Raw genomic sequence first — 23,373 nt, forward strand, 5'->3', positions numbered from 1 at the left:
GCCACGTGCGGATGCGGCCCATCACGCCATGGGAAAATTCTCGATGAAGCCGCTCACCCGGATCGCCTGCGCCATTGCCCTCGCCCTGCCGCTGGGCAACGCCGCCTTCGCCGCACAAGCTGCGCCCATGGCGGCGGCCACCGCGACCTCGCCGGCCGACCAGACCTTCATGCGGCTGGCCGATCACTACTTCGACGATTACTACTTCCCTGCCAACCCGAGCACCGCCACCGCCGATGGCCTGCATGCCTGGGATGGCAAGCTGGAGGACTACTCGCGCGCCGGCGTCGACGCCAACATCAAGGCGCTGAAGCAGTGGGAGGCGCGGGTTGCGGCCGTCGACCCGAAAATGCTCAGCCAGTTCGTGCAGGGCGACCGCGAACTGGTGCTCAACAACATCCGCAGCAGCTTGCTCACGCTGGAAACGATCCGGCCGTGGCAGAAGAACCCCGACAATTATTCCAGCGGCATCACCAGCAGCGCGTTCACCCTGATGGAGCGCAAGTTCGCATCGCCGGAAACGCGGCTGCGCGCGCTGATCGCCCGCGAAAAGCAGATGCCTGCAGTACTGGCCGACGCCCGCAAGAACCTCGACAACCCGCCTGCGATCTACACCCAGATCGCACTGGAACAGCTGCCCGGCCTGGTGAGCTTCTTCCAGCACGACGTGCCTTCGGCCTTCGCCGACGTCAGCGACGCGGATCTCAAAAAGCAGTTCGCCGACAGCAACGGCGCGGTGATCAAGGCGCTGCAGGATTACCAGGCCTGGCTGAAGACCGACCTGCTGCCGCGCTCGCACGGCGACTTCCGCATTGGCGCGCAGGCCTTCCGCGACAAGCTGAAGTACGACGAGATGGTCACCTTGCCACTGGACCAGCTGGTCGCGATCGACATGGCGAACATGCGTGCGAACCAGCAGCAGTTCGCCAAGGTCGCGCATGAGCTCGACCCCGCCAAGACGCCGCAGCAGGTGCTGGCCGAGCTGGCCGCCGACCATCCCGCGCCCGACAAGCTGCTCGATGTGTTCCGCGGCAGCCTCGACAAGCTGGTCGATTTCATCAAGCAGCATCACGTCATCACGGTGCCGTCCGACGTGCGGCCCATCGTGGAGGAAACGCCGCCGTTCATGCGCGCCACCACCTTCGCCTCGATGGATACGCCCGGGCCTTACGAGACGGTGGCGAAGGAGGCGTACTTCAACGTCACCCTGCCCGACCCGTCGTGGGACAAGCAGCGCACCGACGAATTCATGGCGCAGTTCAACTACCCCGTCATCAACAGCGTGGCCACGCACGAGGCCTACCCGGGCCACTACATCCAGTTCCTGTGGATGCACCACCTGGACGATCGCGTGCGCAAGTTGCTGGGCGCGAACACCAACGTGGAAGGCTGGGCGCACTACTGCGAACAGATGATGCTGGACCAGGGACTGGCGCAGTTCCTCTACCCGCACGACCGTCGCCAGCAACTGCTGCTGCGGCTGGGCCAGTTGCAGGACGCCTTGCTTCGCAACGCGCGCTTCGTCGTCGGCATCAGGCTGCATACCGGCCAGATGACGATGGCGCAGGCTGAGGATTTCTTCGTCAAGGAGGGTTACCAGTCGCACGCCGTGGGCGAGGTGGAAACCAAACGCGGCAGCTCCGACCCCACCTACCTGTACTACACGCTGGGCAAGCTGGAGATCCAGAAGCTGCGCACCGACCTGCAGGCGAAGCAGGGCAAGAACTTCAACCTCGAACACTTCCACGACGCCTTCATGCAGCAAGGCTTCGCGCCGATCGCGATCGTGCGCAAGGCCATGCTGCACGACGACTCGCCGGTGCTGTGACGCGGCATATCGTCCATGCCTGCTTGCCGGGCATGGACGATAGGGGGAGTCGAGGTTCCAACGGACGCGGCCACGTGCCGCCATGGAGGACGACATGAGCAAGCGCAGATTGGTCGTGCTGTTCGACGGCACCTGGAACAAGCCCGAGTCGAACACCAACGTGGAACGCCTGCGCCGGTTGATCGCAGCACGCGACGCAGCCGGCATCGAGCAACTCATCGAATACATTCCCGGCGTCGGCGTTGCACCGGGCATGGCCCACCTGCTCGGCGGTGCGTTCGGCTACGGCCTGTCCGGCAACGTGAAAGACGGCTACCGCTGGCTGTGCGCGCAATGGCAGCCCGGCGACGAGATCTGGCTGTTCGGCTTCAGCCGCGGCGCCTACACCGCGCGCAGCCTCGGCGGCCTGATCCGCAAATGCGGTCTGCTGCGCCGCGATGACCACGGCGGCATCGCCGACGATGCCGTGGCGATCGCTTACGCGTTCTATCGCGACACCGCGATCAAGCCCGGCGACGACGCCGCGGTGACCTGGCGCGCCGCGCGCTCGCTGGAGACGGACATCCATTTCGTCGGCGTCTGGGACACCGTCGGCGCACTGGGCATTCCCGGCACCGCCGCCTGGTTCCCATTTGCCCGCACGCACTACCAGTTCCACGACACCGATCTCAGCTACATCGTCAAGCATGCCTACCAGGCGCTGGCGCTGGACGAACACCGCGCCGACTTCGTGCCCGCCAAGTGGACGCGCAACCCCGCCATGCTCGCCCCCGGCGAATCGCTCACCGCGAAAAAGCCCGAGCAGGTCGAGGTCGAGCAGCGCTGGTTCGTGGGCGCGCACGCCGACGTGGGCGGCGGCAACGACCACGACGGCGCCAGCCGCACGCCCGACCCGTTGCCGGACCCGCCGCTGGCGTGGCTGCAGCGAAAGGCGACGGCGGCGGGGCTGGCCTTCAGCGAGCTGTGCGCGCCGGCGCCCGATGCCGCCTCGGGCGTGCCGCGCGACTCCTACGGCGAATTCATGGGCGGCGTCTACAAGCTGTTCAAGCGGTCGTTCGACCGGGAGATCGGCGACGGCGTCAACGAAACCGTGGACGATTCCGTGTGGCAACACAGCCGGTTCGCGACCGACTACCGCTCACCGACGCTGGCGCAGGCCCTGCGCGACGACGTGATCGACGCCCCGCCCGGCGTGGCTTGACCAAGGCCCCGCCGCATCGGCTAGCATGCCGATCCATGAGGGAGATGGCATGCCTCCCGTTCCTGTCCCGGGACGAACCGCTCCAGTGCGAACGCACCGAAGCTGATGATGCCTGCACCACCGGATTCCGGCGGCGCAGGCGTGCCTGTCGCTGCGAACCTTCGCCATATTGACAGGAGATGCCCGACGTGAGCTTTGCTGGATTCGTTGCCGTGGGCCTCGGCGGCATGCTGGGCTGCTGGCTGCGCTGGATACTCGGCGTACTGCTGAACCCGGTATTCCCGACGCTGCCGCTGGGCACGCTGGCGGCCAACCTGGCCGGCGGCATCGCCATGGGCCTGGTGATGGCCGTGTTCAGCCATTTCCCGGCCATGCCGCAGGCCGTGCAATTGTTCGCGACCACCGGCTTCCTCGGCGGCCTGACTACCTTCTCCACTTTTTCCGCCGAAGCCAGCACGCTGCTGCTGCGCCGGCAGACCTTGTGGACCTTCATCCACGTGATGGCTCACCTCGCCGGTACGCTTGCCCTGACCATGCTCGGCATCGTCCTTGTGCGCAGCGTGTTGCACTGACATGTCCATGCCGGACACGTCGAATCACCGAAGCGCCCGACGGGGGATAGCGCCGTGAATCTCTCCGGATTCCTCGCCGTGGGGCTGGGCGGGCTGCTGGGTTGCTGGCTGCGATGGATTCTGGCCGTGCTGCTCAACCATCTTTTCCCCGACCTGCCGCCAGGCACCCTCGCCGCCAACCTCATCGGCGGCCTGCTCATGGGCTGCCTGATGGGCGTATTCGAGCGCTTCCAGACCTTGCCGCCCGCGGCGCGCCTGTTCGCCGCTACCGGCTTCCTGGGCGGCCTGACCACTTTCTCGACGTTTTCGGCCGAAGCCAACACCTTGATCCTGCGTGGACAATACCTGTGGTTTGGTCTGCACGTGGCGGCCCATCTCTTCGGCACCCTGATCCTCACATGGCTTGGCATCTTCCTTGTCCGAAGCATCCTGCGCCGTTCCGCGGGCGCGCACTGACTCGAAGGAGACGGCAATGACTCCGCAAACCCCGATCGACGGTGTGCAGCTGCGCTTTTATGTGCACATGCACGCGCGTCACGACGGCTTGCTGGTCTCCGAATGGCTGCTGGAGCTGGCGAAACGACAGAAGCTCGGCGGCTGCTCGGTGTTCCGCGCCATCGCCGGCTTCGGCCGCCACGGCGTGCTGCACGAGGAGGCCTTCTTCGAACTGGCCGACGACCTGCCGGTGGTGGTGGAGTTCCTGCTGCGCGAGAGCGAGGCCGAGGCACTGCTGCAACAGGTGCGCGACGCCGATGTGTCGCTGGTCTACGCGCTGGTACCGGCGCGATTTGGCCTACTGGGCAACGAGGGGAACCGATGAGCCAGGATTCACTCAAGCAGCGCGCCGCCGAGTTGCTGGAACTCGCCGGCATACGCATCGACGGCGACGCGCCCACCGACATCCGCGTACACGACGAACGCATCTACGCGCGCGTGTTCGCGCACGGCTCGCTGGGCCTCGGCGAGGCCTATATGGACGGTTGGTGGGATGTCGACGACCTGATCGGCTTTTTCACCCAGCTGCTGGGTTCGCACGTGGACGCGCAGCTCAGGACGCTGGACACCTTGATCGCCCATTTCAAGGCACGTTTCGTCAACCTGCAGCGCGGCGAACACGCCTTCGAAATCGGCAAGGCGCATTACGACCTCGGCAACGACTTGTTCCAGGCCATGCTGGGCAAGCGGCTGGTGTACTCCTGCGGCTACTGGGCCGAGGCCGGGAACCTCGACGACGCGCAGGCGGCGAAGCTCGACCTGATCTGCCGCAAGCTGCGGCTCGAGCCAGGCCAGCGCGTGCTCGACATCGGCTGCGGCTGGGGCGAAGCGCTGAAGTACGCCGCGGAAAACTACGGGGTCAGCGGCGTGGGCATTACCGTGTCCGAGCAGCAGGCCGCGTTCGCCCGCGAACTGTGCAAAGGCCTGCCGATCGAGATACGCCTGCAGGACTACCGCGAGGTCGACGAGCCGTTCGACGCGGTGTATTCCATCGGCATGTTCGAGCACGTCGGCGGCAAGAACTATCGCGCCTACTTCGAAACTGTGCGGCGCTGCCTGAAGCCGGGCGGCCTGTCCGTACTCCACTGCATCGGCAGCAACGGCACGCCCGCGCAGCCCGACCCGTGGATCGAGAAGTACATCTTCCCCAATTCGATGATCCCCGCAATGAGCCAGGTCGCCAGCGCGCTGGAGAACCTGTTCGTGGTCGAGGACTGGCACAACTTCGGCCCTGACTACGACCGCACCTTGATGGCCTGGCGCGCCAACTTCGACGCCGCCTGGCCGGAGCTGTCGAAAAACTACGACGAACGCTTCCGCCGCATGTGGCACTACTACCTCGGCGCCTCCGCCGCGGTGTTCCGCAGCCGCCGCGACCAGCTCTGGCAACTCACCCTGAGTCCGGGTGGCGTGCCGGGGGGTTACCGAGTGCCGCGTTGAGGTTGAGATCTCGATGTTCTGACGGAGATCAAAGGCCGTTTCGGGCGCTTGCCGGCGCCCGAAACCGCTTTGGAATTAGCGAAAACACAAGAGCAAAAGCCCCCGTCAAGCTGTCCCCCACCCTCCCAATCTGGCACCATCGGCCGGTTATCCGCGCGAACCGCGCGCCTGCCGACACATCTGCATGAACCTGCAAGCCAACTACGAACAGATCCCGCTCAAGGAATACGCCGAGCGCGCCTACCTCGACTACTCGATGTACGTGGTGCTGGACCGCGCCCTGCCTTTCGTGGGCGACGGCCTCAAGCCGGTGCAGCGACGCATCGTCTACGCGATGAGCGAACTGGGCCTCGCCGCCACGGCCAAGCCGAAGAAGTCCGCCCGCACCATCGGCGACGTGATCGGCAAGTTCCATCCGCACGGCGACACCTCGTGCTACGAGGCGATGGTGCTGATGGCGCAGCCGTTCTCCTATCGCTACCCGCTGGTCGACGGCCAGGGCAACTTCGGCTCGCCGGACGATCCCAAGAGCTTTGCGGCGATGCGCTACACCGAGAGCAAGCTCAGCCCGATCGCCGAGGCGCTGCTGGGTGAGCTGGGCCAGGGCACGGTGGACTGGGTGCCGAACTTCGACGGCACGCTGGAGGAGCCCTCGTGGCTACCCGCGCGCGTGCCGCACGTACTGCTCAACGGCTCGATGGGCATTGCGGTGGGCATGGCCACCGACATCCCGCCGCACAACCTGCGCGAACTGGTGGCGGCCTGCATCCGCTTGCTGGACGAGCCCGAGGCCACGGTGGCCGAGCTGTGCGAACACGTGCGCGGCCCGGATTACCCGACCGAAGCGGAAATCATCACTCCGCGCAACGAGCTGCTGGCGATGTACCAGAACGGCATCGGCTCGGTGCGCGCCCGCGCGGTGTATGTGCGCGAGGAAGGCAACATCGTCATCACCGCGCTGCCGCACCAGGTCAGCCCCTCGAAGATCCTCGAGCAGATCGCAGCGCAGATGCGCGCGAAGAAGCTGCCGATGATCGAGGACTTGCGCGATGAATCCGACCACGAGAACCCGATCCGCCTCGTGCTGGTGCCGCGCTCCAGCCGCGTCGACGCCGACGAGCTGATGCCGCACCTGTTCGCCACCACCGACCTGGAAAAGAGTTTCCGCGTCAACCTCAACATGATCGGGCTGGATGGCCGCCCGCAGGTGAAGGATCTGAAGAAAATCCTCACCGAATGGCTGGCGTTCCGCACCAGTACGGTCACCCGCCGGCTCAACCACCGCCTCGCCAAGGTCGAGCGTCGCCTGCACCTGCTGGAAGGCCTGCGCATCGCCTACCTCAACCTGGACGAGGTGATCCGCATCATCCGCACCGAGGAAGAGCCGAAAGCCGTGCTGATGGCACGCTTCGGCCTCAGCGAAGAGCAGACCGACTACATCCTCGAAACCCGCCTGCGCCAGCTGGCCCGTCTTGAGGAAATGAAAATCAACGCCGAGCGCGACCAGCTCGAAGAGGAACGCGCGCGCATCAACGTGCTGCTGAAATCGCCGGCCAAGCTCAAGGGCCTGATCAAGGACGAACTGCGCGCCGACGCCGAGAAATACGGCGACGCGCGCCGTTCGCCGCTGGTCGAGCGCGAAGCGGCGCAGGCGCTGGACGAAAGCGCGCTGGTGGCCAGCGAGCCGGTCACCGTGGTGTTGAGCCAAAAGGGCTGGATCCGCGCCGCCAAGGGCCACGACATCGACGCCGAGGGCCTGAGCTATCGCGAGGGCGACGGCCTGCTCGCGGTGGCCAAGGCACGCACCACCCAGCAGGTGGCGGTGATCGACGCCACCGGCCGCAGCTATTCCACACCCGCACACACACTGCCTTCCGCGCGTGGCAACGGCGAGCCGCTCACCGGCCGCTTCACGCCGCCGGCCGGCGCCAGCTTCGACGCACTGGTCGCCGGCGACAACGACACCCGCCTGATCCTCGCCACCGATTTTGGCTACGGCTTCGTCACCCGTTTCGAGGCGCTCACCGGCCGCAACAAGGCCGGCAAGCAGATCATCAGCCTCAGCGACGGCGCGAAGGTGCTGGCGCCGCAGGCCAGCGCCGATCCCGCCCGCGATCGCATCGTGGTGGTGACCAGCGAAGGCCACCTACTGATGTTCTCGGTGGCCGAATTGCCGGAACTGGACAAGGGCAAGGGCAACAAACTGATCGACGTACCGAAGAAGCAACTCGTGGAAGGCGAGCGCGTGGCCGGCATCGCCGTGGTCGCCGAAGGCAAGGGCGAAGTCACCATGTACGCCGGGGCGCGCAAACTCACCCTGAAATGGGCGGATCTGGTCGAGTACGGCGGCAACCGCGCTACCCGCGGCGGCTTGCTGCCGCGCGGCCTGCGCCGGGTCGAGCGGATCGAGACCACGGGCTGACGGAGCGGACCGGAACTTCCGGCCGCGACCGGCCGTCCAAGACCATGGCGTGTCCTCCGTGACACAGCGTCGCGCGTTGTACACGCCATCCCCCGGAGCATCGCCCCATGAAACGGCTAGTCATCGCACTCTCCACCAGCCTGCTGGCCACCGCGGCCTTGGCCCAGACTGCCAGCCAGCCGCTCAACCTCAAGCTGCCGCCGCAGAACGATCTGCCGCCCTCCGACCTTCCCGCCCATAGCTCAAGCGCGTCCAAGCCTGCCACCAGCACTACGCCGGGCATGTATTACGGCGACACCAGCGGCACCACCAACGCCGCGGACGAGCACACCGCCAGCGCCCAGCACTGCGACGATTCCACCTACAACCAGGCCCAGATGCACGGCAGCGTGGGCATGGGCGTCGTGGGCGGCAACCACATGAGCGGCAACTACCAGACCGGCACGGTGAACATCACCAAGAACCTCGGCGACTGCGACCACCCCACCGGCGGCGTCAGCTTTTCGGTCGGCGTGGGCCAGGGCAACTTCCACGGGCGTGGGTGGTAGGTCTGCGCGGCGGCAGCTGCTGGGTACCATCGCGCTGACCGACACCGATTGACCGGAAGGAACGGCTGAATTCCGCCGACCGCGGCCTTGCCCGAAGCCAAGGCGATCCGAATTTCCGCGTGCCTGTGCGAACATGCGCCGCCAGGGCAGCGCCAGCGTGCCCGTCCTACGCCCGACGGTGACAGGCCTTTGGTACGGCGCGCGCCGATTCACGCCATCTTCGACGGCGAACGTTTCAGCATCCGGCAACCAGGAAGCCACCACGGTGACGATTCGAGCGCTGCACCTCGCTTTCCTTCTCGTAGTTCTGGCGCTCATTCCTTCGCTCGCATTCTCTCAGGAAGCGAAACGCGGCGCCGTCAGCCAGATCGCGCTCGGCGGCGGGCACGCTTGCGCCATCACGCAGGAATCGGCGCTGTACTGCTGGGGCGGGAACAAAGACGGCCAGGTCGGCAGCGGTCAGGCAGGCGCCGATGTCGTGGCGCCGGCATTGATTTTTCCCGACGGCGTCACCCAGGTGGCTGCCGGATTCGACGACACCTGCGCCATCGTGCGCGGCGCATTGTGGTGCTGGGGCAACAATGGTGTCGGCCAGGTCAAGGCTGGACTGGGTGCACACGTCGACAAGCCGGCGCAGATCCTGCCGAACAACGTGACATCCGTTGCCATGTCGCGCGGCGGGGTCGACCAAACCTGCGCCATCGTCGCGGGTGCGCTGCGTTGCTGGGGCTTCGGCGCCAGGAAGCCCGATGCGGAAATCTTCCACGCTGGCGTCACAGCCGTCGATGTGAGCAGCTTGCAGGATTGCGCGATCGTGCGCGGTGCATTGATGTGCTGGGACAACACCAACAAGGCGCCTCCGAAGGAAATGCTTCATGCCGGCGCAACGTCGGTCGCCGTTCGCTCCCATCGCGCCTGCGCCCTCGTCAGCGGCGCATTGTGGTGTTGGGGCGACAACGCCGACGGTGAAATCGGCAACGGCCAGAAAGGAGACTTCGTCAGCCAACCCGTACGCGTGCTCGACTCGGGGGTAAGCGCGGTCGCCATCGGCGACAATCATGCCTGCGCCATCCGGAACGGTGCGTTGCTGTGCTGGGGCAACAAGTCCAGCTTCGCCGGACAGTATGGCGGCCAGCACCTCCCGGGCATCGTCCCGAAGCCCACGGTCATCATTCCGGGCGGGGTCGGCGCGCTCGCTGAAAACTACTTCGACGACTTGTGTGTCGTGGTCGCCGCCAGGCTCCGCTGCCGCAGCGTTCCAGGAGGAAACCAACATCACCAGATACTGCGCTGGCCGAATGTCGATACCAGCAAGCTGCCGCTCGATACCGGCATCGGCGACATTGACGCACTGGCCCCGGATACGCCCGCGAAACTTGCGGTACCGGAGAAGCAGGCCTTGGACCAGCTCGCCGCCTTGGTCGCCAAGCGGCTGAAAGGCGCGCTGGTCTCCGAAGGAAACAACGTCTATCGCGTCAGCCGGGCCGATATGGCAGTCGATCACGGCGTGCTGGTGCCGACACTGGTGACTCTCCCGCTCTACCCCATCCGCCGCGCATCCGAGGACAAGGCAAATGGCAGCCTGCTCCGATTCCACGCGACCTTGCCCGAAGGCGCGGTGTGCGGCAAACCCGAACCATCCTATGTGCGGTACTGGATGAGCTGGAGCTACGGTCTCTACGTGCAAGCCGATGACCGCTTCACACTGGCGGCAGACGCATTCCATGACCTGGCCCGTTGTCGTCACTGGTATTTTGGAGCGGCTGGTCGCAGGACACCACCTGGTCCGACAAAGGCGCGCCTGCCACCGACGGGGTGTTCCGAAGATTCAACGCCTGCGCCGACACCATCGCGCGCGAATGGTCGCGGCAACCGTTCAAGACATTGCGCGTCGACGCGGTGGATGGGAACGACCCAAGCCCCGCGGACTGGACCTCGGAGATCGCGCCCCACGCCGGCGATGTGTTCTATTCCGACTTCAGCGAAGCTGCCAACCGCGTGGTCGTGCAAGCCCGGCGTGGCATGCGACAAGAGGATTTCCGTGTCGAAGCCCGCACCGTGAGCATGGTGCGTTGTGTCCACGATTGGCTTCCCGCGTGGAAACACGGCAATGGATGGGCGTGGGAACTCGTAGGCGACGGATCCACATACACCTTGCCCGACTGGGTGCGCGAACAGATGGATGCCGAAACGCCTGCCTTGCCGCCGTATTCGCCAGACGACTTGCTGCGCGCCATCGCGGCCGCACCGCAAATGCAGGGTTACCGGATCGACAGCGCACAGAAGGTAACCGAGGACTGCGCACCGGCGGTCTGGGGCGACGAATTCACCGTCTACTACCGGTCGAAAGCCATCCAGCACATCTATGTCGCCAATCCGCGTGAGCCCACGAAGCAACCCGTCCACGAGGGGCCATCCGACCTGGCGTTGCGCTTGGCCAATCGTGCGGGTATCGCCGCAGCGCCGAAGTACGCCATAGCCAAGCCATGGACGAACGATCCGGCACGCACGCTTGTCGCACTTGCACTGCCCGAGGCCGATGCCGGGTCGACGGCCGATGCGGATGGGCAATCTTTCGCGCTCGAGCTGCTGGTGATGGATACCCGTACTGCAAGGGTTCTTGAGCGCTATCACGAAAACAACGCCTTCAACGCCGATGCGTTTTCGTTCAGCGGCATCGACCTGGACACGACCCACGATGACCCGGTCGAACCCGGCCATCGTGCCATCGGTCTGCTCGCCAACTACTCGCACACCGGGGCGACCGACGCGGACGTGCAAACACTGCGGCTGTTCCTTGCCGACGACCACCTGTCGCCGCTGGCCGGGCCGATCGTGATGTCGGTTCAAAGCTCGAATCGGGGGGCGGCCTGTACCGACCTTGGCACACAGACCGAGCGCAGCATGCGCATCGGCACCACGCGCACGCATGACCATGCCGACCTGATCGTCGACGAAGCGGTGTCGAACCTGGAACCGGCCGCCGGTTCGGGCTGCCCGGGCAAGCCATCGCCGCCGAAGCGCAAAAGCTGGACACTACACTTTGACGGCCACACGTACCCGGTTCCGAATGGTCTGAGATGGTGAAGCGATGCACGGCGAATACAAGATGCCTGGCGGCAAACTGGTGGTGGTCGACCTCGCGCTGCGCGACGGCCGGCTTGCCGGCGTACAGCTGAGCGGCGATTTCTTCCTGGAACCGGACGCGGCACTGCCGGCCATCAATGCTGCGCTGGAAGGCCGGCCGGCCGACACCGGCGACGCCATGCTCGTCGCCGGCATCGATGCCGCCCTGCCAGCAGGCACCACGATGTATGGCATCTCCAGCGAGGCGATCGTCGTAGCGTTGCGCCGTGCACTGCAGGAAGGGGAACCGACATGAGCCGCAGCAACTGGCGCGACCACGACTGGCAGCTGGTCCATGCCGTGCCGCAGGCGCCGCTGCTGCACATGGCGCTGGACGAGGCGCTGCTGGCGGAAGTCGCCGAGGGTCGCCGCCCGCCCACGCTGCGGCTGTGGGAATGGGCTGCGCCTGCGGTGGTCATTGGCCGCTTCCAGTCGCTGCGCAACGAAGTGGACGGCGATGCTGCGCGGCGCCACGGCATCGATGTGGTGCGGCGCATCTCCGGCGGCGGCGCGATGTTCATCGAACCGGGCAACACCATCACCTATTCGATCTACGCGCCGCTGTCGATGGTCGAAGGCCTGAGCTTCCAGGAATCCTATGCATTGATGGATTCATGGGTACTGGAGGCGCTGCGCGAACTGGGCATCGAGGCCTGGTACCAGCCGCTCAACGACATCGCCTCCGCCGCGGGCAAGATCGGCGGCGCCGCGCAAACCCGCCGCGGCGGTGCGCTGTTGCATCACGTCACCATGGCCTACGACATCGATGCGGCGAAGATGCTCGACGTGCTGCGCATCGGCCGCGAGAAACTCTCTGACAAGGGCACCGCCAGCGCCGCCAAGCGCGTGGACCCGCTGCGCAGTCAGACCGGCCTGCCGCGCGCGGCCATCGTCGAGCGCATGCTCGCCACGTTCCGCCGCCTGCACGGCCTCGCTGATGGTCCCCTGCGCGAAGAGGAACTGGCCCAGGCACAGGCCTTGGTGCGCGACAAGTTCGGCACCGGGACCTGGATCGCCGACGTCGCCTGACGCCATGCAGCGCCCTGCGTTGCGACGCAGGCTTACCCCACCGGCTTCACAAGCGGGTGCACGACCACGATTGCATGCGCCCATCCTTGTAGGGCATCACGCCGTGGAACGGGCGCGCGTCGGCGTCGAACACCAGCGGCAGGAAATGGCGGTCGCCTTCCCACATCGGCAGCTCCATCAGCCGCTCGCGCTCCACCCATTCCAGCGTGCCTTCGTGGTTGCCGCCATGCGGCTCGCCGCGGAACTGGTCGATCAGGAAGATGAAGCCCAGCCAGTCCTCGCCCTGCTTGCCGAAGCCGGGCCAGTTCAAGGTGCCGCGCAGCTGCATCGACAAGCATTCGATGCCGGCCTCCTCGCGGATCTCGCGGCGCATGCAGGCGGCGATGTCTTCGCCCGGCTCCATCTTGCCGCCCAGGCCGTTGTACTTGCCCAGGTGTTGGTCGTCGGGCCGTGCATTGCGGTGGATCATCAGCACGCGTGCGCGGTCGGGCGAGAGCACGTAGCCGAGCGTGGCGACGATGGGGGTGTAAGGCATGGCGAAACGGCCGGGGAAAGCGGCCATTCTAGCGGCTTTGCACCGGACAGCCCGCCCACCCCGGTGCCGGACTTGCGCCGACCGGCACCGGGCGGCGACCATCGGCGGATGCGCTCGATGCCCTGCCCCTCCTCAATGGCCCGTACCCGTCGCTGGCGCTGGCTGCCTGCGTTGATGCTGCTGGCCGGCATGGCCGGTTGCGGCGCGTCGGCGCGCGCGCCGAGCAGCCGCGAGCTGGGCTTCGACGGCCAGAACTACCGCGTGGTGACGCTGGACCTGAAGCACGAACCGCTCACCCTGCACTGGCGCGACCCGGCCAGCGGCGATGCCTACGGCGACATCGAAACCCTGCAGCAATGGGGCGAGGCACACGGCCAGCGCCTGCTGTTCGCCACCAATGCCGGCATCTACGACCGCCAGAACGCGCCGCTCGGCTTGTACGTGGAGAACGGCAAGACCCTGGTGCCGCTGAACATGGCGCACGGCAATCCCGCCTCGGGCAACTTCTCGCTGCTGCCGAACGGCGTGTTCGCGATCTATCCCGACGGGCGCGCCGCGGTGCGCACCAGCGCTGCCTTCAAGGCCGACGGCAAACCCGTGCGCTGGGCCACCCAGTCCGGCCCGATGCTGGTCATCGACGGCCAGCTCAACCCGCAGTTCGTGGACGATTCCGGCAGCCTGAAATGGCGCAGCGGCGTCTGCGCGAAGACACCCACCCAGGTGGTGTTCGCGGTGAGCGAGGTGCCGGTGAACTTCCACAGCTTCGCGCGGCTGTTCCGCGACGGGCTGGGCTGCCGCGACGCGCTGTACCTGGACGGCAGCATCTCGCAGATCTTCGTCAACGGCGAAGGCTATGCCGGCTCGCCGGCCTTCCTGGTCAGGCCGTACGCGGGCATCTTCGCGGTATTCGTGCCGCCATGAAGCCGCGCCGCCTCCGCTGGTGGCACGTCATGTTGGCCAGCGTGGCCATCCTGCTGCTGGCAGCGTCGGGCACAGGCTGGTACCTGCTCGCCGGCAGCCGCGCCCGGCTGGACGGTCAGGTGTCGACGCGCGGCGTGCAGGCACCGGTCGAAATCCAGCGCGACATGCTGGGTACGGCCACGCTGACCGGCCGCAGCCGCGACGACCTCGACTTCGCGCTGGGCTACGTACATGCGCAGGAGCGCTATTTCGAGATGGATCTGACGCGCCGCGTCTCCGCGGGCGAATTGGCCGAACTGGTCGGCCCGGCGGCACTCCCTACCGATCTCAACCATCGCCAGCACCGCTTGCGCGCCGTAGCCGAAGCGGCCTATGCGCAATTGCCACCGGCCCAGCGGCAGCAGCTCGATCGCTATCGGGACGGCGTCAACGCCGGTCTCGACGCACTGCGCGTGCAACCCTGGGAATACCTGTTGCTGCGCTCGAAGCCCAGGCCCTGGCGTTCGGAGGACACGCTGCTGGTGCTTGCCGCGATGTACCTCGACCTCAACCACGACGGCCGCAACATGCGCGAGCTGCGCATCGCCGAGATGCACGCGACCCTGCCCGGCCCGCTGGTGGATTTCCTGCTCGCGCCGGATCCGACCTGGGAGGCGCCGTTGCAGGGGCCGCTGTCGCCGCAGCCGGTGCCGCCCGATGCCGGCACCTTCGACCTGCGCACGCTGCCCGCGGCGAAACCCGTCGCCAGCCTCGCTGCCGTGCTGGCACCCAGCCGCGACACGCACCGGCCCGGCAGCAACAATTTCGCGGTGGCCGGCGCGCTCACCGGCACGGGTGCAGCGATGCTGGCGGACGACATGCACCTGGCGCTGCGCGTGCCCGACATCTGGTTCCGTACCCGCTTGCGCTACCCCGACCCTGGCGCCCCGCACGGCGAACGCGACGTGGCCGGGGTGAGCCTGCCTGGCACACCAGCCGTGGTGGTGGGCTCCAACGGCCAGATCGCCTGGGGTTTCACCAACAGCTACGGCGACTGGATGGACTGGGTGCGCGTGCAGCTCGATCCGCACGATCCCTCGCTCTACAAGGTGCCTGAAGGCTGGGCCAAGCTGCAGATGCACGAGGAGATCATCCGCGTAAAGGGCGCAGCCCCGCACAGCTTGCAGGTGGAAGACACGCGCTGGGGCCCGGTCCTGGCGAAAGACACCGACGGCACGCCGCTGGCACTGGCCTGGATCGCCCAGCAGCCGCGCGCCTACAACCTCGGCCTGATGCAGCTGGAACACATCGCCAGCGCCGCGGCCGCGCTCGAGCAGGCCCCCACCTTCGGCATGCCGCCGCAAAACATCCTGGTGGCCGACCGTGCCGGCCACATCGGCTGGACCATCGCCGGCAACGGCATCCCGCTGCGCAACAGCCAGGATCCACTGCTCCCCGCCGACTGGTCGCAACCCGGCAGTGGCTGGGCCGGCTGGGTGGCGCCGTCACAGTATCCACGCGTGCTCGATCCTGCCGACGGCCGGCTGTGGACGGCGAACAATCGCACCGTGGGTGGCGCTGCCCTGGCCTTGCTCGGCGGTGGCGGCCACGACCTCGGTGCGCGGGCGCAGCAGATCCGCGACGACTTGTTTGCCCATACGGGCTTCACGCCCGGCAACCTGCTCGACATCCAGCTCGACGACCGCGCTGCGTTCCTCAGCCGCTGGCAGCGCCTGCTGCAAGACACCTTGGCCGACAGCAAGGAACCCGCACTGCGACAGTTGCGCGAGCTCACCGCCAGCTGGCGCAACCGCGCCGATCCGGACAGCGTGGATTACCGGCTGGTGCGTGCCTTCCGCCGCCAGGTGCACGACGCAGTGCTTACGCCGTTCGCCGCGCGCGTCAATGCGAAATTCCCCGACTTCGCCTGGCCCGATCTCGGCAATCCCGAGGCCGCGGTGTGGATGGTGATACAGCAGCAGCCGATGAACCTGCTCGATCCGAAATACGCGAACTGGCATGCCCTGCTGCTCGACGCCGCGCGCCAGGTGGCCGATACGCTGGGCAAGGAGCCGGGTGGACTCGCTGCACGCCGCTGGGGCGAGGTCAACCATGCCGGGATAGCCCACCCGCTGTCCCACGCCCTGCCCGGCTTCGTGGCGCACTTCCTGGACATGCCGGACGACGAGCTGTCCGGCGATGACAACATGCCGCGCGTGGCGCGGCCCGGCTTCGGCGCCTCCGAGCGCTTCGACGTGTCGCCCGGCCACGAGGCGCAAGGCGTGCTGGAAATGCCCGGCGGCCAGAGCGACAACCCGCTGTCGCCCTATTACGGTGCCGGCCACGGCGACTGGGTGAACGGCCGCCCCACGCCGCTGCTGCCCGGCCCCGCGCAGCACACGCTGACGCTGGCGCCGATGCACTGAGCTGCCCGACTCAGGCGATGCGGTAGTCGAACGTGTACGAATGCCCGCCCTGTGCGTCGATGTGGATCGTCAGCGTGCCGGCCAGGCCGGCCAGTTCGCCGCTGCCCGAATCCGGCACCACGCCTACGACCAGCGTGGACGCGCCGCGATCCATGGTGCCCGAGTGCTGCAGCACGAATGCGCCGCGCCGGCCGTGCAGCGTGCCGACCACCCGCTCCATCGCCACGTAGCCAGCCGAACCATCCACGGCGCTGCGGTACGCCAGCATCTCGCCGAGGCTGTGCGCCTCGAGGTCGCCGCCGAATTGCTTGTCGATGCTCATGCGGCCCAGCCCGCTGTCCGCGAGCGCCGGCGGCTGCGGCTCCAGTTTTACCGTAAACGTACCGCTGGCATGCATGGTTCATTCTCCTGGCGGATGGGCACGATCGTGCGACGGCACCGCCTCTGCGATGATCGCCTCCTGCGTATTCCAACACCACCGACGTCCCGATGATTGGAAAAACACGACGCCCCGCGCCAACCACCACCGATGCACCACGCGGTGTGCTGCATACGCAGCTGGGCGACGGCGCGTTCGAGCACGCGCGGCAGACGCCTGCGCCAGCGCTGGCCGCCTGCGTCGAGCATTACTGGTGCGTACGCTGGGATTTGCGTGGCCATCCGCCGCAGTTGCAGGAAACGCTGCCGCATCCGAACGTACACCTGGTGGCCGAGCACGGCGAAGCGCGCGTATGGGGCGTGCACGATGGCCGCTACCGCCGCATGCTGGAAGGTCGCGAAACCGTGTTCGGCGTGAAATTCGCGGCCGGCGGCTTCCACGGCTTCCTGCGTGGACCGGTGGGTGCGCTGGCAAACCGCTCGCTACCAGCACGCGACGTGTTCGGCAATGGCATCGACGCCATCGTGCCTGGTTTGCCGGCATGCGCGGACATCGCCGCGATGGCGGCGCTGGTCGAGCCGCTGCTGCTGGCGCAGCTGCCTCCGCCCGATCCGCTGGCGGCGCAGGCGCGTCTGCTGGTGGCGCGGGCGGCGAGTGATCGCGAACTGCTGCGCGCGGAACAACTGGCCGAGCACGCAGGCATCGGGCTGCGCGCACTGCAGCGCCTGTTCCGCGACTACGTGGGCGCCAGCCCGAAATGGGTGATCCAGCGCTACCGCCTGCACGAGGCGGTAGCACAACTGCAGGCAGGCCACACACTGGACTGGGCCGGACTGGCGCTGGCGCTCGGTTACTACGACCAGGCCCATTTCATCCGCGACTTCCGCCGCCTGGTAGGCCGCGCGCCAGCGGACTACGCGCGGTGCCAGCGCACTGGCTGAGGCGCTAGATGTCTCAGACGTCGAGCTGCATGCCCGGCTGCGACAACGTGACCGCGACGCCGAAGCGCTGCTTCAGCGACGCCGCCAGGGCCTCGCGCGCCGGGTTCTCGCCATGCGCCAGCGCCACCGGCGGATGGTTGGGACTGGTGCCGTACCAATCCAGCAGACTCTGCTGGTCGGCGTGCGCGGACAGGCCGCCCACGGTGTGGATGTGTGCGTGCACCGAAATCTCTCCACCGAACATGCGCACCTGCTTCACGCCGTTCACCAGCAGACGCCCCAGCGTGCCGGCGGCCTGATAGCCGACGAAGATCACGTGATTGCGCGCGTAGGCGAGGTTGTTCTCAAGGTGGTGGCGCACCCGTCCGCCATTGGCCATGCCGGAACCGGCGATGATGATGGCGCCGCCGTGGATGCGGTTGATCGCCTTGCTGTCGTCCACGCTTTCGCTGACGCGCAGGTTCGGCAGCTTGAACGGCTTGATGCGCCCGCGCCACACCGCGGCCGCCTCGGCGTCGAACAACTCCTCGTGGCGGTCGTAGACCGCCGTCACCTTGGCTGCCATCGGGCTGTCGAGGAAGATCGTCCACTTCGCGAGGTTCCAGTCCTCGAAGTGTTCGGCAAACCAGTACAGCAGCTCCTGGCTGCGTCCCACCGCGAACGCGGGAATCACCACGTTGCCGCCGTCTGCCTGTGCCGCGGCGAGGATCTGCCCCAGCTCGGCCACGGTGGCGGCGCGATCCTTGTGGTTGCGGTCGCCGTAGGTGGATTCCATCAGGATCAGGTCGGTGCGTGGCGGCGATGCCGGGTCGCGCAGGATGGGCGTGCCACGCATGCCGACGTCGCCGGTGAACAGCATCGAGCGACCGTCCGCGCGCAACTCGATCATCGCCGAGCCGAGGATGTGCCCGGCCTCGTGCAGGCGCACGGTCACGCCGGGCAGGATTTCCGTGTCCACCTCATAGGCCAGCGGGTGCAGCTGTTGCTGCGCCGCGGTGACGTCGGCGGCGGTGTAGAGCGGCGCGACGTCCGGCTGGCCCGGCGCATGCTCGCGATTCTCGCGCTCGGCGTTGTGCTCGGACAGCGAGGCAGCGTCGAGCAGCATGATCGGGAACAGGTCGCAGGTGGCCGCCTGCGCGTAGACCGGCCCCTTGAAGCCGCGCTTGACCAGCAGCGGCACGCGGCCGATGTGGTCGATATGCGCGTGGCTGATGACCAGCGCGTCGATCGAAGCCGGATCGAACGCAAATGGCTCGGCGTTGCGCGCATCCGCCTCGCGGCCGCCTTGCACCATGCCGCAGTCGAGCAGGATGCGCTTGCCGGCCACCTCGACCAGATGGCAGGAGCCGGTGACTTCACCGCCCGCCGCGCCGTGGAATTCGATACGCATGCTTCGCCTCCGTTGCTAACACTCGATGAAGATATCGCCGTACTCAGTCCGGCAACAGCCACTCGCAGATCGCCTGATACAGGTCGGGCAAATGCTCTAGCTGGGCCACGTCCACGCATTCGTCCACCTTGTGGATGCTCGCGTTGACCGGCCCCAGCTCCACCACCTCGGCGCCCAGCGGTGCGATGAAGCGGCCGTCCGAGGTGCCGCCGCCGGTGCTTTGCTCGGGCTGCGTGCCGCACAGCTCGCGGCACACGCCCACCACCACGTCGCGCAGCCTGCCGCCCGGCGGGGTGAGGAAGGGTTCGCCCGAGAGATTCCACTCAAGCGCGAAATCCAGCCCGTGCCGGCGCAGGATCGCTTCGGTGCGCGCGCGCAGGTCTTCCGCGCGGCTGGCGGTGCAGTAGCGGAAATTGATCAGCGCGACGAGCTCGCCGGGGATCACGTTGTTGGCGCCGGTACCCGCATTGAGATTGGAAACCTGGAACGAGGTGGGCGGAAAATCCGTGTTGCCCTCGTCCCAGCGTTCGGCCGCCAGCTCGGCCAGTGCCGGCGCGAAAGCATGGATCGGATTCAACGCTTTTTCCGGGTACGCCACGTGCCCTTGCACGCCACGCACGGTCAAGGTGCCGGAGAGCGAACCGCGACGCCCCACGCGGATCAGGTCGCCCAGCACCGCCTTCGCCGACGGCTCGCCCACCACGCACCAGTCGATGCGCTCGCCGCGGGCGCGAAAACCTTCGGCCACCTTGCGCACGCCGTCGAGGTTGGTTGGGCCTTCCTCGTCGCTGGTGAGCAGCAGCGCCACACGGCCGCTATGCCGCGGGTGCGCCGAAACAAAGCGCTCCAGCGCGACTGCCATCGCCGCCACCGCACCCTTCATGTCGGCGGCGCCGCGGCCGTATAGACATCCATCGCGAATGACCGGTTCGAACGGCGGACTCTGCCACGACGCTTCCGGCCCCGTCGGCACCACGTCGGTATGGCCGAGGAAGGCCAGGGTCGGGCCCGGTTCTGCCGAAGCATGATCGCCGTGCACGGCCCAGAGGTTGTCCACCTCGCCGTGGCGCAGGTGTGCGATGCGGAAACCCGCCTGCTGCAGCCGTTCGGCCAGCAGCACCTGGCAACCGGCGTCGTCCGGCGTCACCGAACGGCGGCGGATCAATTCACAGGCAAGGTCGAGCACATCGGACATGGTGGCGCAGATGGCGAACGGGGATGCCGCAGCATAGCAGTGCGCAAGGCATGCCCCGATCTATTCGGCGCATCCCGCGCTCAGCCGGCGAGCACCGTTCCCAGCAGGTGGCCCACGCCGTAGGTGATTGCCGCCGCGGCCACGGTGATCGCGAACTGACGCGCGATCGAGAACAGCATGCCGCGCCCGGTGAACAGCGATGTGCCGGTGCCGATCACCGCCAGCCCCGCAGTGGCGGCGGCGGCGCTACCGAGCAGCGCGGCATGGCCGTGCAGGAACAGGTACGGCGCCACCGGAAACGCCGCGCCGAACGCGAACAGGCAGAACGAGGACAGCGCCGCGCCCCACGCCGAGCCGCCCAGTTCCTCCGGGTCGACGCCGAGATCCTCGCGCACCACGGTATCCAGCGCGGCGCGCGGCGTCTCGGCGAGATGCTCGGCCAGGTGTTCTGCCTCGGCGTGGCCCAGTCCTTTATCGCGATAGATGCCGGCGATGTGGCTCACGCCATCTTCGGGTGCCACTGCGAGCCGTTCGGCGCGCTCGGTGATCTGCGCCTGGTAGAACTCGCGCGAGCTGTTCACGCTCAGCCACTCGCCCAGCGCCATCGAGCAGGCGCCGGCGACCAGCCCGGCCAGGCCGGCCAGCAGCACGGCGCGGTCGCTGGCGGCGGCGCCGGCCATGCCCATCACCAGGCTGAGGTTGGAGACCAGGCCGTCGTTGGCGCCCAGCACCGCGGCACGCAACGTATTGCCGCTCTGCGCACGATGGTTGTGGCCGCGCGCAGTGCGCAGGTGTGGCGGTACGAAGTGATCGCGATGGCCGCTGCGGTCCACCGGCGTCGCATCGTGATCGGCATGTTCCAGCCGCACCACGGTGGGCATCACGAATTCGGTGCCGAAGGCCTGCGCGAACCAGCCCAGTACGCGTATGCGCAAGCCGATGCGCGGCGACGGCACGGCAGCGCCGGACTCGCGCAGGCGCGATTCCCAGAACGCTGCGTTGACCTGTTCGCCGTCGGCGATGCGCCGGTACACGCGCGCCAGTCGCGGGTCGGCCGCCAGCTCGGCCAACCGCGCGTACAGCGCGGCGTTGTCGCGCTCGATGCGCAGGTTGATGCGGTAGTGGCGGATACGGTGGTCGCTCATGGCGTCAGCCTTCCAGTTCGTCGTCGCGCTGGCCCAGCCACAGCAACATCGCCAGCAGCACGATGGCGAAGCGGAACGCACTGGCGATGCCGTTCCACTGGCTGGACATCCACATGCCGAACCACTCGCCGCCGATCGCCACGAAACCACCCAGCCACAGCAGCACGCCGGCGGTCAGTCCCAGCACGGCGACGCGCTTGGCGCGCTGGAATGCCGCTGCCGTGCACCGCCGGGCGCGCCACAGCCGCCACGTGCCCAGCCAGCACAGCACGGCGGCCAGCGTCTCGACCGCAATGATCAGCGCATAGGCCGCATGCTGTAGCAGCGGCGAATGGATGGCGCGGTAACCGATGTGCGCGCTGGGGAAGATCGTGTCCATCGCCAGCACATGCTGCACGAACGGCCAGTTGCTGCCGTAGTCACTGAGGTTGCCGAAGGCGACCAGCGCAATCCACAGCGCGATCGCCGCCAGCACCGCGATCTTGCACAGGCGCACGAGCATCCGTCAGCGACCGAACAGCTTCTTGAAGCCGTTATCGCTGAAACCCACGCTGACGCTGCCGTCTTCCTGCAGCACCACCGGGCGGCGGATCAGCGCCGGATATTCCTTCAGCAGCAGGGTCCACTCGGGATCGCTGCCCGGGCTCTTGCGCTGCGGCAGCAGGTTGCGCCAGGTGGTGGAGGACTTGTTGACCAGCGCTTCCCAGCCGCCTAGCTGCTGGGCCCAGGTCTTCAGCGTGGCCGCCGGCACCGGGTTGGCGCGGTAGTCCACGAACGTGTACGGCACCGCGAAACGGTCCAGCCAGTTGCGTGCCTTGCGGCAGGTGTCGCACGTGGGCAGGCCGTAGACCGTGGCGCTCATTCGCCGCTCCTCAGCAGCTCGTTGATCGAGGTCTTCGAGCGCGTCTTCTCGTCCACCTGCTTCACGATGATCGCGGCATACAGGCTGTGCGAGCCGTCCTTCGCCGGCAGGCTGCCGGCCACCACCACGCTGCCGGCAGGGATACGACCGTAGCTGATTTCGCCGGTGGCGCGGTTGTAGATGCGCGTGGACTGGCCGAGGAACACGCCCATGCCAATCACGCTGCCTTTCTCCACCACCACGCCCTCGACCACTTCCGAACGCGCACCGATGAAGCAGTGATCCTCGATGATGGTGGGGTTGGCCTGCAGCGGTTCCAGCACGCCGCCGATGCCGACGCCGCCGGAAAGGTGCACGCCCGCGCCGATCTGCGCGCAGGAGCCGACCGTGGCCCAGGTGTCCACCATCGTGCCCGGCCCCACGTGGGCGCCGATGTTCACGTAGCTCGGCATCAGCACCGCATCCTTCGCGATGTGCGCGCCGCGGCGCACCAGCGCGCCGGGCACCACGCGCGCGCCGAGATCCTGCAGCTCCGCATCGTTGCCGTGACCGAAGCGCAGCGGCACCTTGTCAAAGGCCAGCGCCGGGCCGCCGTCGACCACGCGGTTGCCGTTGATGCGGAAATACAGCAGCACCGCCTTCTTCAGCCACTGGTTCACCTTCCAACCGCCCTGCCCGTCCGGCTCGGCCACGCGGCGCTCGCCGGATTCCAGCAGATCGAGCACCTGGCCCAGCGCGGGACGCAGATGGGTTTCGATCTCGGCCTGGGTCAACTCGCTGCGGCGCTCGAAGGCGTCGTCAATCAGGGATTCGATGCTTTGCATGGCAAATGGACGTCCAAATCGTCGATGAAAAACCGCCCCATTGTGCCTGCCCCGGCCGCACGGGGAAACCGCCGGCGCACGCGGCACCGCAAAACCGCGCCCGATGCCGCTCTTG

23 protein-coding genes and 1 riboswitch are annotated in these 23,373 nt (G+C 67.3%); of the genes, 15 read left to right on the forward strand and 8 right to left on the reverse strand.

Translation table 11 applies throughout. The features are described from left to right. The first annotated feature begins 43 nt into the window (after positions 1 to 43). The 12 genes from ISP14_RS01820 to ISP14_RS01875 all read left to right on the forward strand — a co-directional run bounded on the left by ISP14_RS01820 (position 44) and on the right by ISP14_RS01875 (position 12,661). Entirely contained in the window at positions 44 to 1,828 is a 1,785-nt protein-coding gene (locus ISP14_RS01820; protein ID WP_404535693.1) for a DUF885 domain-containing protein, read from the forward strand. Positions 1,829 to 1,922: 94 nt separating this feature from the next. Then, positions 1,923 to 3,029, forward strand: coding sequence for a DUF2235 domain-containing protein (locus tag ISP14_RS01825; RefSeq protein WP_404535696.1), 1,107 nt, complete (start codon positions 1,923 to 1,925; stop codon positions 3,027 to 3,029). 31 nt (positions 3,030 to 3,060) lie between these two features. Beyond that, positions 3,061 to 3,151: riboswitch (Fluoride riboswitch) on the forward strand. A 57-nt stretch (positions 3,152 to 3,208) separates the two neighbouring features. Next, positions 3,209 to 3,601, forward strand: a complete 393-nt coding sequence (gene crcB / locus ISP14_RS01830; protein WP_404535699.1) for a fluoride efflux transporter CrcB — start codon at positions 3,209 to 3,211, stop codon at positions 3,599 to 3,601. A gap of 54 nt (positions 3,602 to 3,655) precedes the next feature. Further along, positions 3,656 to 4,057 carry a fluoride efflux transporter CrcB gene (crcB, locus tag ISP14_RS01835; protein WP_404535702.1) on the forward strand — a complete coding sequence of 134 codons (402 nt, stop codon included), beginning with the start codon at positions 3,656 to 3,658 and terminating at the stop codon, positions 4,055 to 4,057. A gap of 16 nt (positions 4,058 to 4,073) precedes the next feature. After that, positions 4,074 to 4,421 carry a DUF190 domain-containing protein gene (locus ISP14_RS01840; RefSeq protein ID WP_404535705.1) on the forward strand — a complete coding sequence of 116 codons (348 nt, stop codon included), beginning with the start codon at positions 4,074 to 4,076 and terminating at the stop codon, positions 4,419 to 4,421. After that, complete coding sequence (gene cfa / locus ISP14_RS01845; RefSeq protein ID WP_404535708.1) at positions 4,418 to 5,536, forward strand: cyclopropane fatty acyl phospholipid synthase; 1,119 nt, start codon at positions 4,418 to 4,420, stop codon at positions 5,534 to 5,536. Before ISP14_RS01840 ends, cfa begins: the two co-directional genes overlap by 4 nt. A 184-nt stretch (positions 5,537 to 5,720) precedes the next feature. Then, entirely contained in the window at positions 5,721 to 7,958 is a 2,238-nt protein-coding gene (gene parC, locus ISP14_RS01850) for a DNA topoisomerase IV subunit A (RefSeq protein WP_404535711.1), read from the forward strand. A 107-nt stretch (positions 7,959 to 8,065) separates the two neighbouring features. After that, positions 8,066 to 8,506 (forward strand): hypothetical protein, encoded by a 441-nt coding sequence (locus tag ISP14_RS01855; RefSeq protein WP_404535714.1) that lies wholly within the window; start codon positions 8,066 to 8,068, stop codon positions 8,504 to 8,506. 133 nt (positions 8,507 to 8,639) lie between these two features. Beyond that, a complete protein-coding gene (locus tag ISP14_RS01860) occupies positions 8,640 to 10,568 on the forward strand; it encodes an RCC1 domain-containing protein (protein ID WP_404535717.1) in 1,929 nt (642 codons plus the stop codon). A 92-nt stretch (positions 10,569 to 10,660) separates the two neighbouring features. After that, on the forward strand, positions 10,661 to 11,593 hold the full coding sequence (locus ISP14_RS01865) for a PA3715 family protein (RefSeq protein ID WP_404535720.1): 933 nt from the start codon (positions 10,661 to 10,663) through the stop codon (positions 11,591 to 11,593). Positions 11,594 to 11,597: 4 nt separating this feature from the next. Beyond that, on the forward strand, positions 11,598 to 11,888 hold the full coding sequence (locus ISP14_RS01870) for a biotin--protein ligase (RefSeq protein WP_404535722.1): 291 nt from the start codon (positions 11,598 to 11,600) through the stop codon (positions 11,886 to 11,888). Further along, entirely contained in the window at positions 11,885 to 12,661 is a 777-nt protein-coding gene (locus ISP14_RS01875) for a lipoate--protein ligase family protein (RefSeq protein WP_404535724.1), read from the forward strand. The genes ISP14_RS01870 and ISP14_RS01875 overlap by 4 nt, the downstream gene beginning before the upstream one ends. 46 nt (positions 12,662 to 12,707) lie before the next feature. Here ISP14_RS01875 and ISP14_RS01880 read toward each other — a convergent pair whose 3' ends face one another. Then, positions 12,708 to 13,196 carry an NUDIX hydrolase gene (locus ISP14_RS01880; protein ID WP_404535726.1) on the reverse strand — a complete coding sequence of 163 codons (489 nt, stop codon included), beginning with the start codon at positions 13,194 to 13,196 and terminating at the stop codon, positions 12,708 to 12,710. A gap of 117 nt (positions 13,197 to 13,313) precedes the next feature. On the opposite strand from ISP14_RS01880, the gene ISP14_RS01885 reads away from it, so the two are divergent. Both ISP14_RS01885 and ISP14_RS01890 read left to right on the forward strand, forming a co-directional pair. Next, positions 13,314 to 14,117: a phosphodiester glycosidase family protein gene (locus ISP14_RS01885; protein ID WP_404535729.1), complete on the forward strand. Its 804-nt coding sequence runs from the start codon at positions 13,314 to 13,316 to the stop codon at positions 14,115 to 14,117. After that, complete coding sequence (locus ISP14_RS01890) at positions 14,114 to 16,522, forward strand: penicillin acylase family protein (protein ID WP_404535733.1); 2,409 nt, start codon at positions 14,114 to 14,116, stop codon at positions 16,520 to 16,522. Before ISP14_RS01885 ends, ISP14_RS01890 begins: the two co-directional genes overlap by 4 nt. A gap of 10 nt (positions 16,523 to 16,532) precedes the next feature. Here the strand turns inward: ISP14_RS01890 and ISP14_RS01895 are convergent, their stop codons facing one another. After that, positions 16,533 to 16,919 carry a DUF3224 domain-containing protein gene (locus ISP14_RS01895; RefSeq protein WP_404535735.1) on the reverse strand — a complete coding sequence of 129 codons (387 nt, stop codon included), beginning with the start codon at positions 16,917 to 16,919 and terminating at the stop codon, positions 16,533 to 16,535. Between the two features lie 92 nt (positions 16,920 to 17,011). Here ISP14_RS01895 and ISP14_RS01900 point away from each other — a divergent pair, with 92 nt between their 5' ends. Continuing rightward, entirely contained in the window at positions 17,012 to 17,842 is an 831-nt protein-coding gene (locus ISP14_RS01900) for an AraC family transcriptional regulator (protein ID WP_404535737.1), read from the forward strand. A 13-nt stretch (positions 17,843 to 17,855) separates the two neighbouring features. On the opposite strand, the gene ISP14_RS01905 is transcribed toward ISP14_RS01900, so the two are convergent. From ISP14_RS01905 to dapD, 6 genes are all read right to left on the reverse strand, one after another. Continuing rightward, positions 17,856 to 19,232, reverse strand: a complete 1,377-nt coding sequence (locus ISP14_RS01905; RefSeq protein WP_404535740.1) for an MBL fold metallo-hydrolase — start codon at positions 19,230 to 19,232, stop codon at positions 17,856 to 17,858. A 43-nt stretch (positions 19,233 to 19,275) separates the two neighbouring features. Beyond that, positions 19,276 to 20,427, reverse strand: coding sequence for a succinyl-diaminopimelate desuccinylase (dapE, locus tag ISP14_RS01910; protein ID WP_404535742.1), 1,152 nt, complete (start codon positions 20,425 to 20,427; stop codon positions 19,276 to 19,278). Positions 20,428 to 20,507: 80 nt separating this feature from the next. After that, a complete protein-coding gene (locus ISP14_RS01915) occupies positions 20,508 to 21,572 on the reverse strand; it encodes a VIT1/CCC1 transporter family protein (RefSeq protein ID WP_404535744.1) in 1,065 nt (354 codons plus the stop codon). Positions 21,573 to 21,576: 4 nt separating this feature from the next. Further along, positions 21,577 to 22,074: a DUF2165 family protein gene (locus ISP14_RS01920; protein ID WP_404535745.1), complete on the reverse strand. Its 498-nt coding sequence runs from the start codon at positions 22,072 to 22,074 to the stop codon at positions 21,577 to 21,579. 3 nt (positions 22,075 to 22,077) lie between these two features. Further along, positions 22,078 to 22,434 (reverse strand): Spx/MgsR family RNA polymerase-binding regulatory protein, encoded by a 357-nt coding sequence (locus ISP14_RS01925; protein WP_404535748.1) that lies wholly within the window; start codon positions 22,432 to 22,434, stop codon positions 22,078 to 22,080. Beyond that, positions 22,431 to 23,258, reverse strand: a complete 828-nt coding sequence (dapD, locus tag ISP14_RS01930) for a 2,3,4,5-tetrahydropyridine-2,6-dicarboxylate N-succinyltransferase (protein WP_404535750.1) — start codon at positions 23,256 to 23,258, stop codon at positions 22,431 to 22,433. The genes ISP14_RS01925 and dapD overlap by 4 nt, the downstream gene beginning before the upstream one ends. Positions 23,259 to 23,373: the final 115 nt, after the last annotated feature.

Origin of the sequence: Dyella agri (assembly GCF_044904705.1) — a bacterium.
GTDB lineage: Bacteria > Pseudomonadota > Gammaproteobacteria > Xanthomonadales > Rhodanobacteraceae > Rhodanobacter_A > Rhodanobacter_A agri.

What these genes read in the sequence shown, in the direction of transcription:
- ISP14_RS01870 (WP_404535722.1), top strand. Translation starts at nt 11,598, where the DNA reads ATGCACGGCGAATACAAGATGCCTGGCGGCAAACTGGTGGTGGTCGAC.
- ISP14_RS01875 (WP_404535724.1), top strand. Translation starts at nt 11,885, where the DNA reads ATGAGCCGCAGCAACTGGCGCGACCACGACTGGCAGCTGGTCCATGCC.
- ISP14_RS01895 (WP_404535735.1), bottom strand. Translation starts at nt 16,919, where the DNA reads ATGCATGCCAGCGGTACGTTTACGGTAAAACTGGAGCCGCAGCCGCCG.
- ISP14_RS01820 (WP_404535693.1), top strand. Translation starts at nt 44, where the DNA reads ATGAAGCCGCTCACCCGGATCGCCTGCGCCATTGCCCTCGCCCTGCCG.
- ISP14_RS01890 (WP_404535733.1), top strand. Translation starts at nt 14,114, where the DNA reads ATGAAGCCGCGCCGCCTCCGCTGGTGGCACGTCATGTTGGCCAGCGTG.
- ISP14_RS01855 (WP_404535714.1), top strand. Translation starts at nt 8,066, where the DNA reads ATGAAACGGCTAGTCATCGCACTCTCCACCAGCCTGCTGGCCACCGCG.
- ISP14_RS01905 (WP_404535740.1), bottom strand. Translation starts at nt 19,232, where the DNA reads ATGCGTATCGAATTCCACGGCGCGGCGGGCGGTGAAGTCACCGGCTCC.
- ISP14_RS01885 (WP_404535729.1), top strand. Translation starts at nt 13,314, where the DNA reads ATGCCCTGCCCCTCCTCAATGGCCCGTACCCGTCGCTGGCGCTGGCTG.
- cfa (WP_404535708.1), top strand. Translation starts at nt 4,418, where the DNA reads ATGAGCCAGGATTCACTCAAGCAGCGCGCCGCCGAGTTGCTGGAACTC.
- ISP14_RS01825 (WP_404535696.1), top strand. Translation starts at nt 1,923, where the DNA reads ATGAGCAAGCGCAGATTGGTCGTGCTGTTCGACGGCACCTGGAACAAG.
- ISP14_RS01880 (WP_404535726.1), bottom strand. Translation starts at nt 13,196, where the DNA reads ATGCCTTACACCCCCATCGTCGCCACGCTCGGCTACGTGCTCTCGCCC.
- ISP14_RS01900 (WP_404535737.1), top strand. Translation starts at nt 17,012, where the DNA reads ATGATTGGAAAAACACGACGCCCCGCGCCAACCACCACCGATGCACCA.
- parC (WP_404535711.1), top strand. Translation starts at nt 5,721, where the DNA reads ATGAACCTGCAAGCCAACTACGAACAGATCCCGCTCAAGGAATACGCC.
- crcB (WP_404535699.1), top strand. Translation starts at nt 3,209, where the DNA reads ATGCCCGACGTGAGCTTTGCTGGATTCGTTGCCGTGGGCCTCGGCGGC.
- ISP14_RS01860 (WP_404535717.1), top strand. Translation starts at nt 8,640, where the DNA reads ATGCGCCGCCAGGGCAGCGCCAGCGTGCCCGTCCTACGCCCGACGGTG.
- dapE (WP_404535742.1), bottom strand. Translation starts at nt 20,427, where the DNA reads ATGTCCGATGTGCTCGACCTTGCCTGTGAATTGATCCGCCGCCGTTCG.
- ISP14_RS01840 (WP_404535705.1), top strand. Translation starts at nt 4,074, where the DNA reads ATGACTCCGCAAACCCCGATCGACGGTGTGCAGCTGCGCTTTTATGTG.
- ISP14_RS01915 (WP_404535744.1), bottom strand. Translation starts at nt 21,572, where the DNA reads ATGAGCGACCACCGTATCCGCCACTACCGCATCAACCTGCGCATCGAG.
- ISP14_RS01925 (WP_404535748.1), bottom strand. Translation starts at nt 22,434, where the DNA reads ATGAGCGCCACGGTCTACGGCCTGCCCACGTGCGACACCTGCCGCAAG.
- dapD (WP_404535750.1), bottom strand. Translation starts at nt 23,258, where the DNA reads ATGCAAAGCATCGAATCCCTGATTGACGACGCCTTCGAGCGCCGCAGC.
- ISP14_RS01920 (WP_404535745.1), bottom strand. Translation starts at nt 22,074, where the DNA reads ATGCTCGTGCGCCTGTGCAAGATCGCGGTGCTGGCGGCGATCGCGCTG.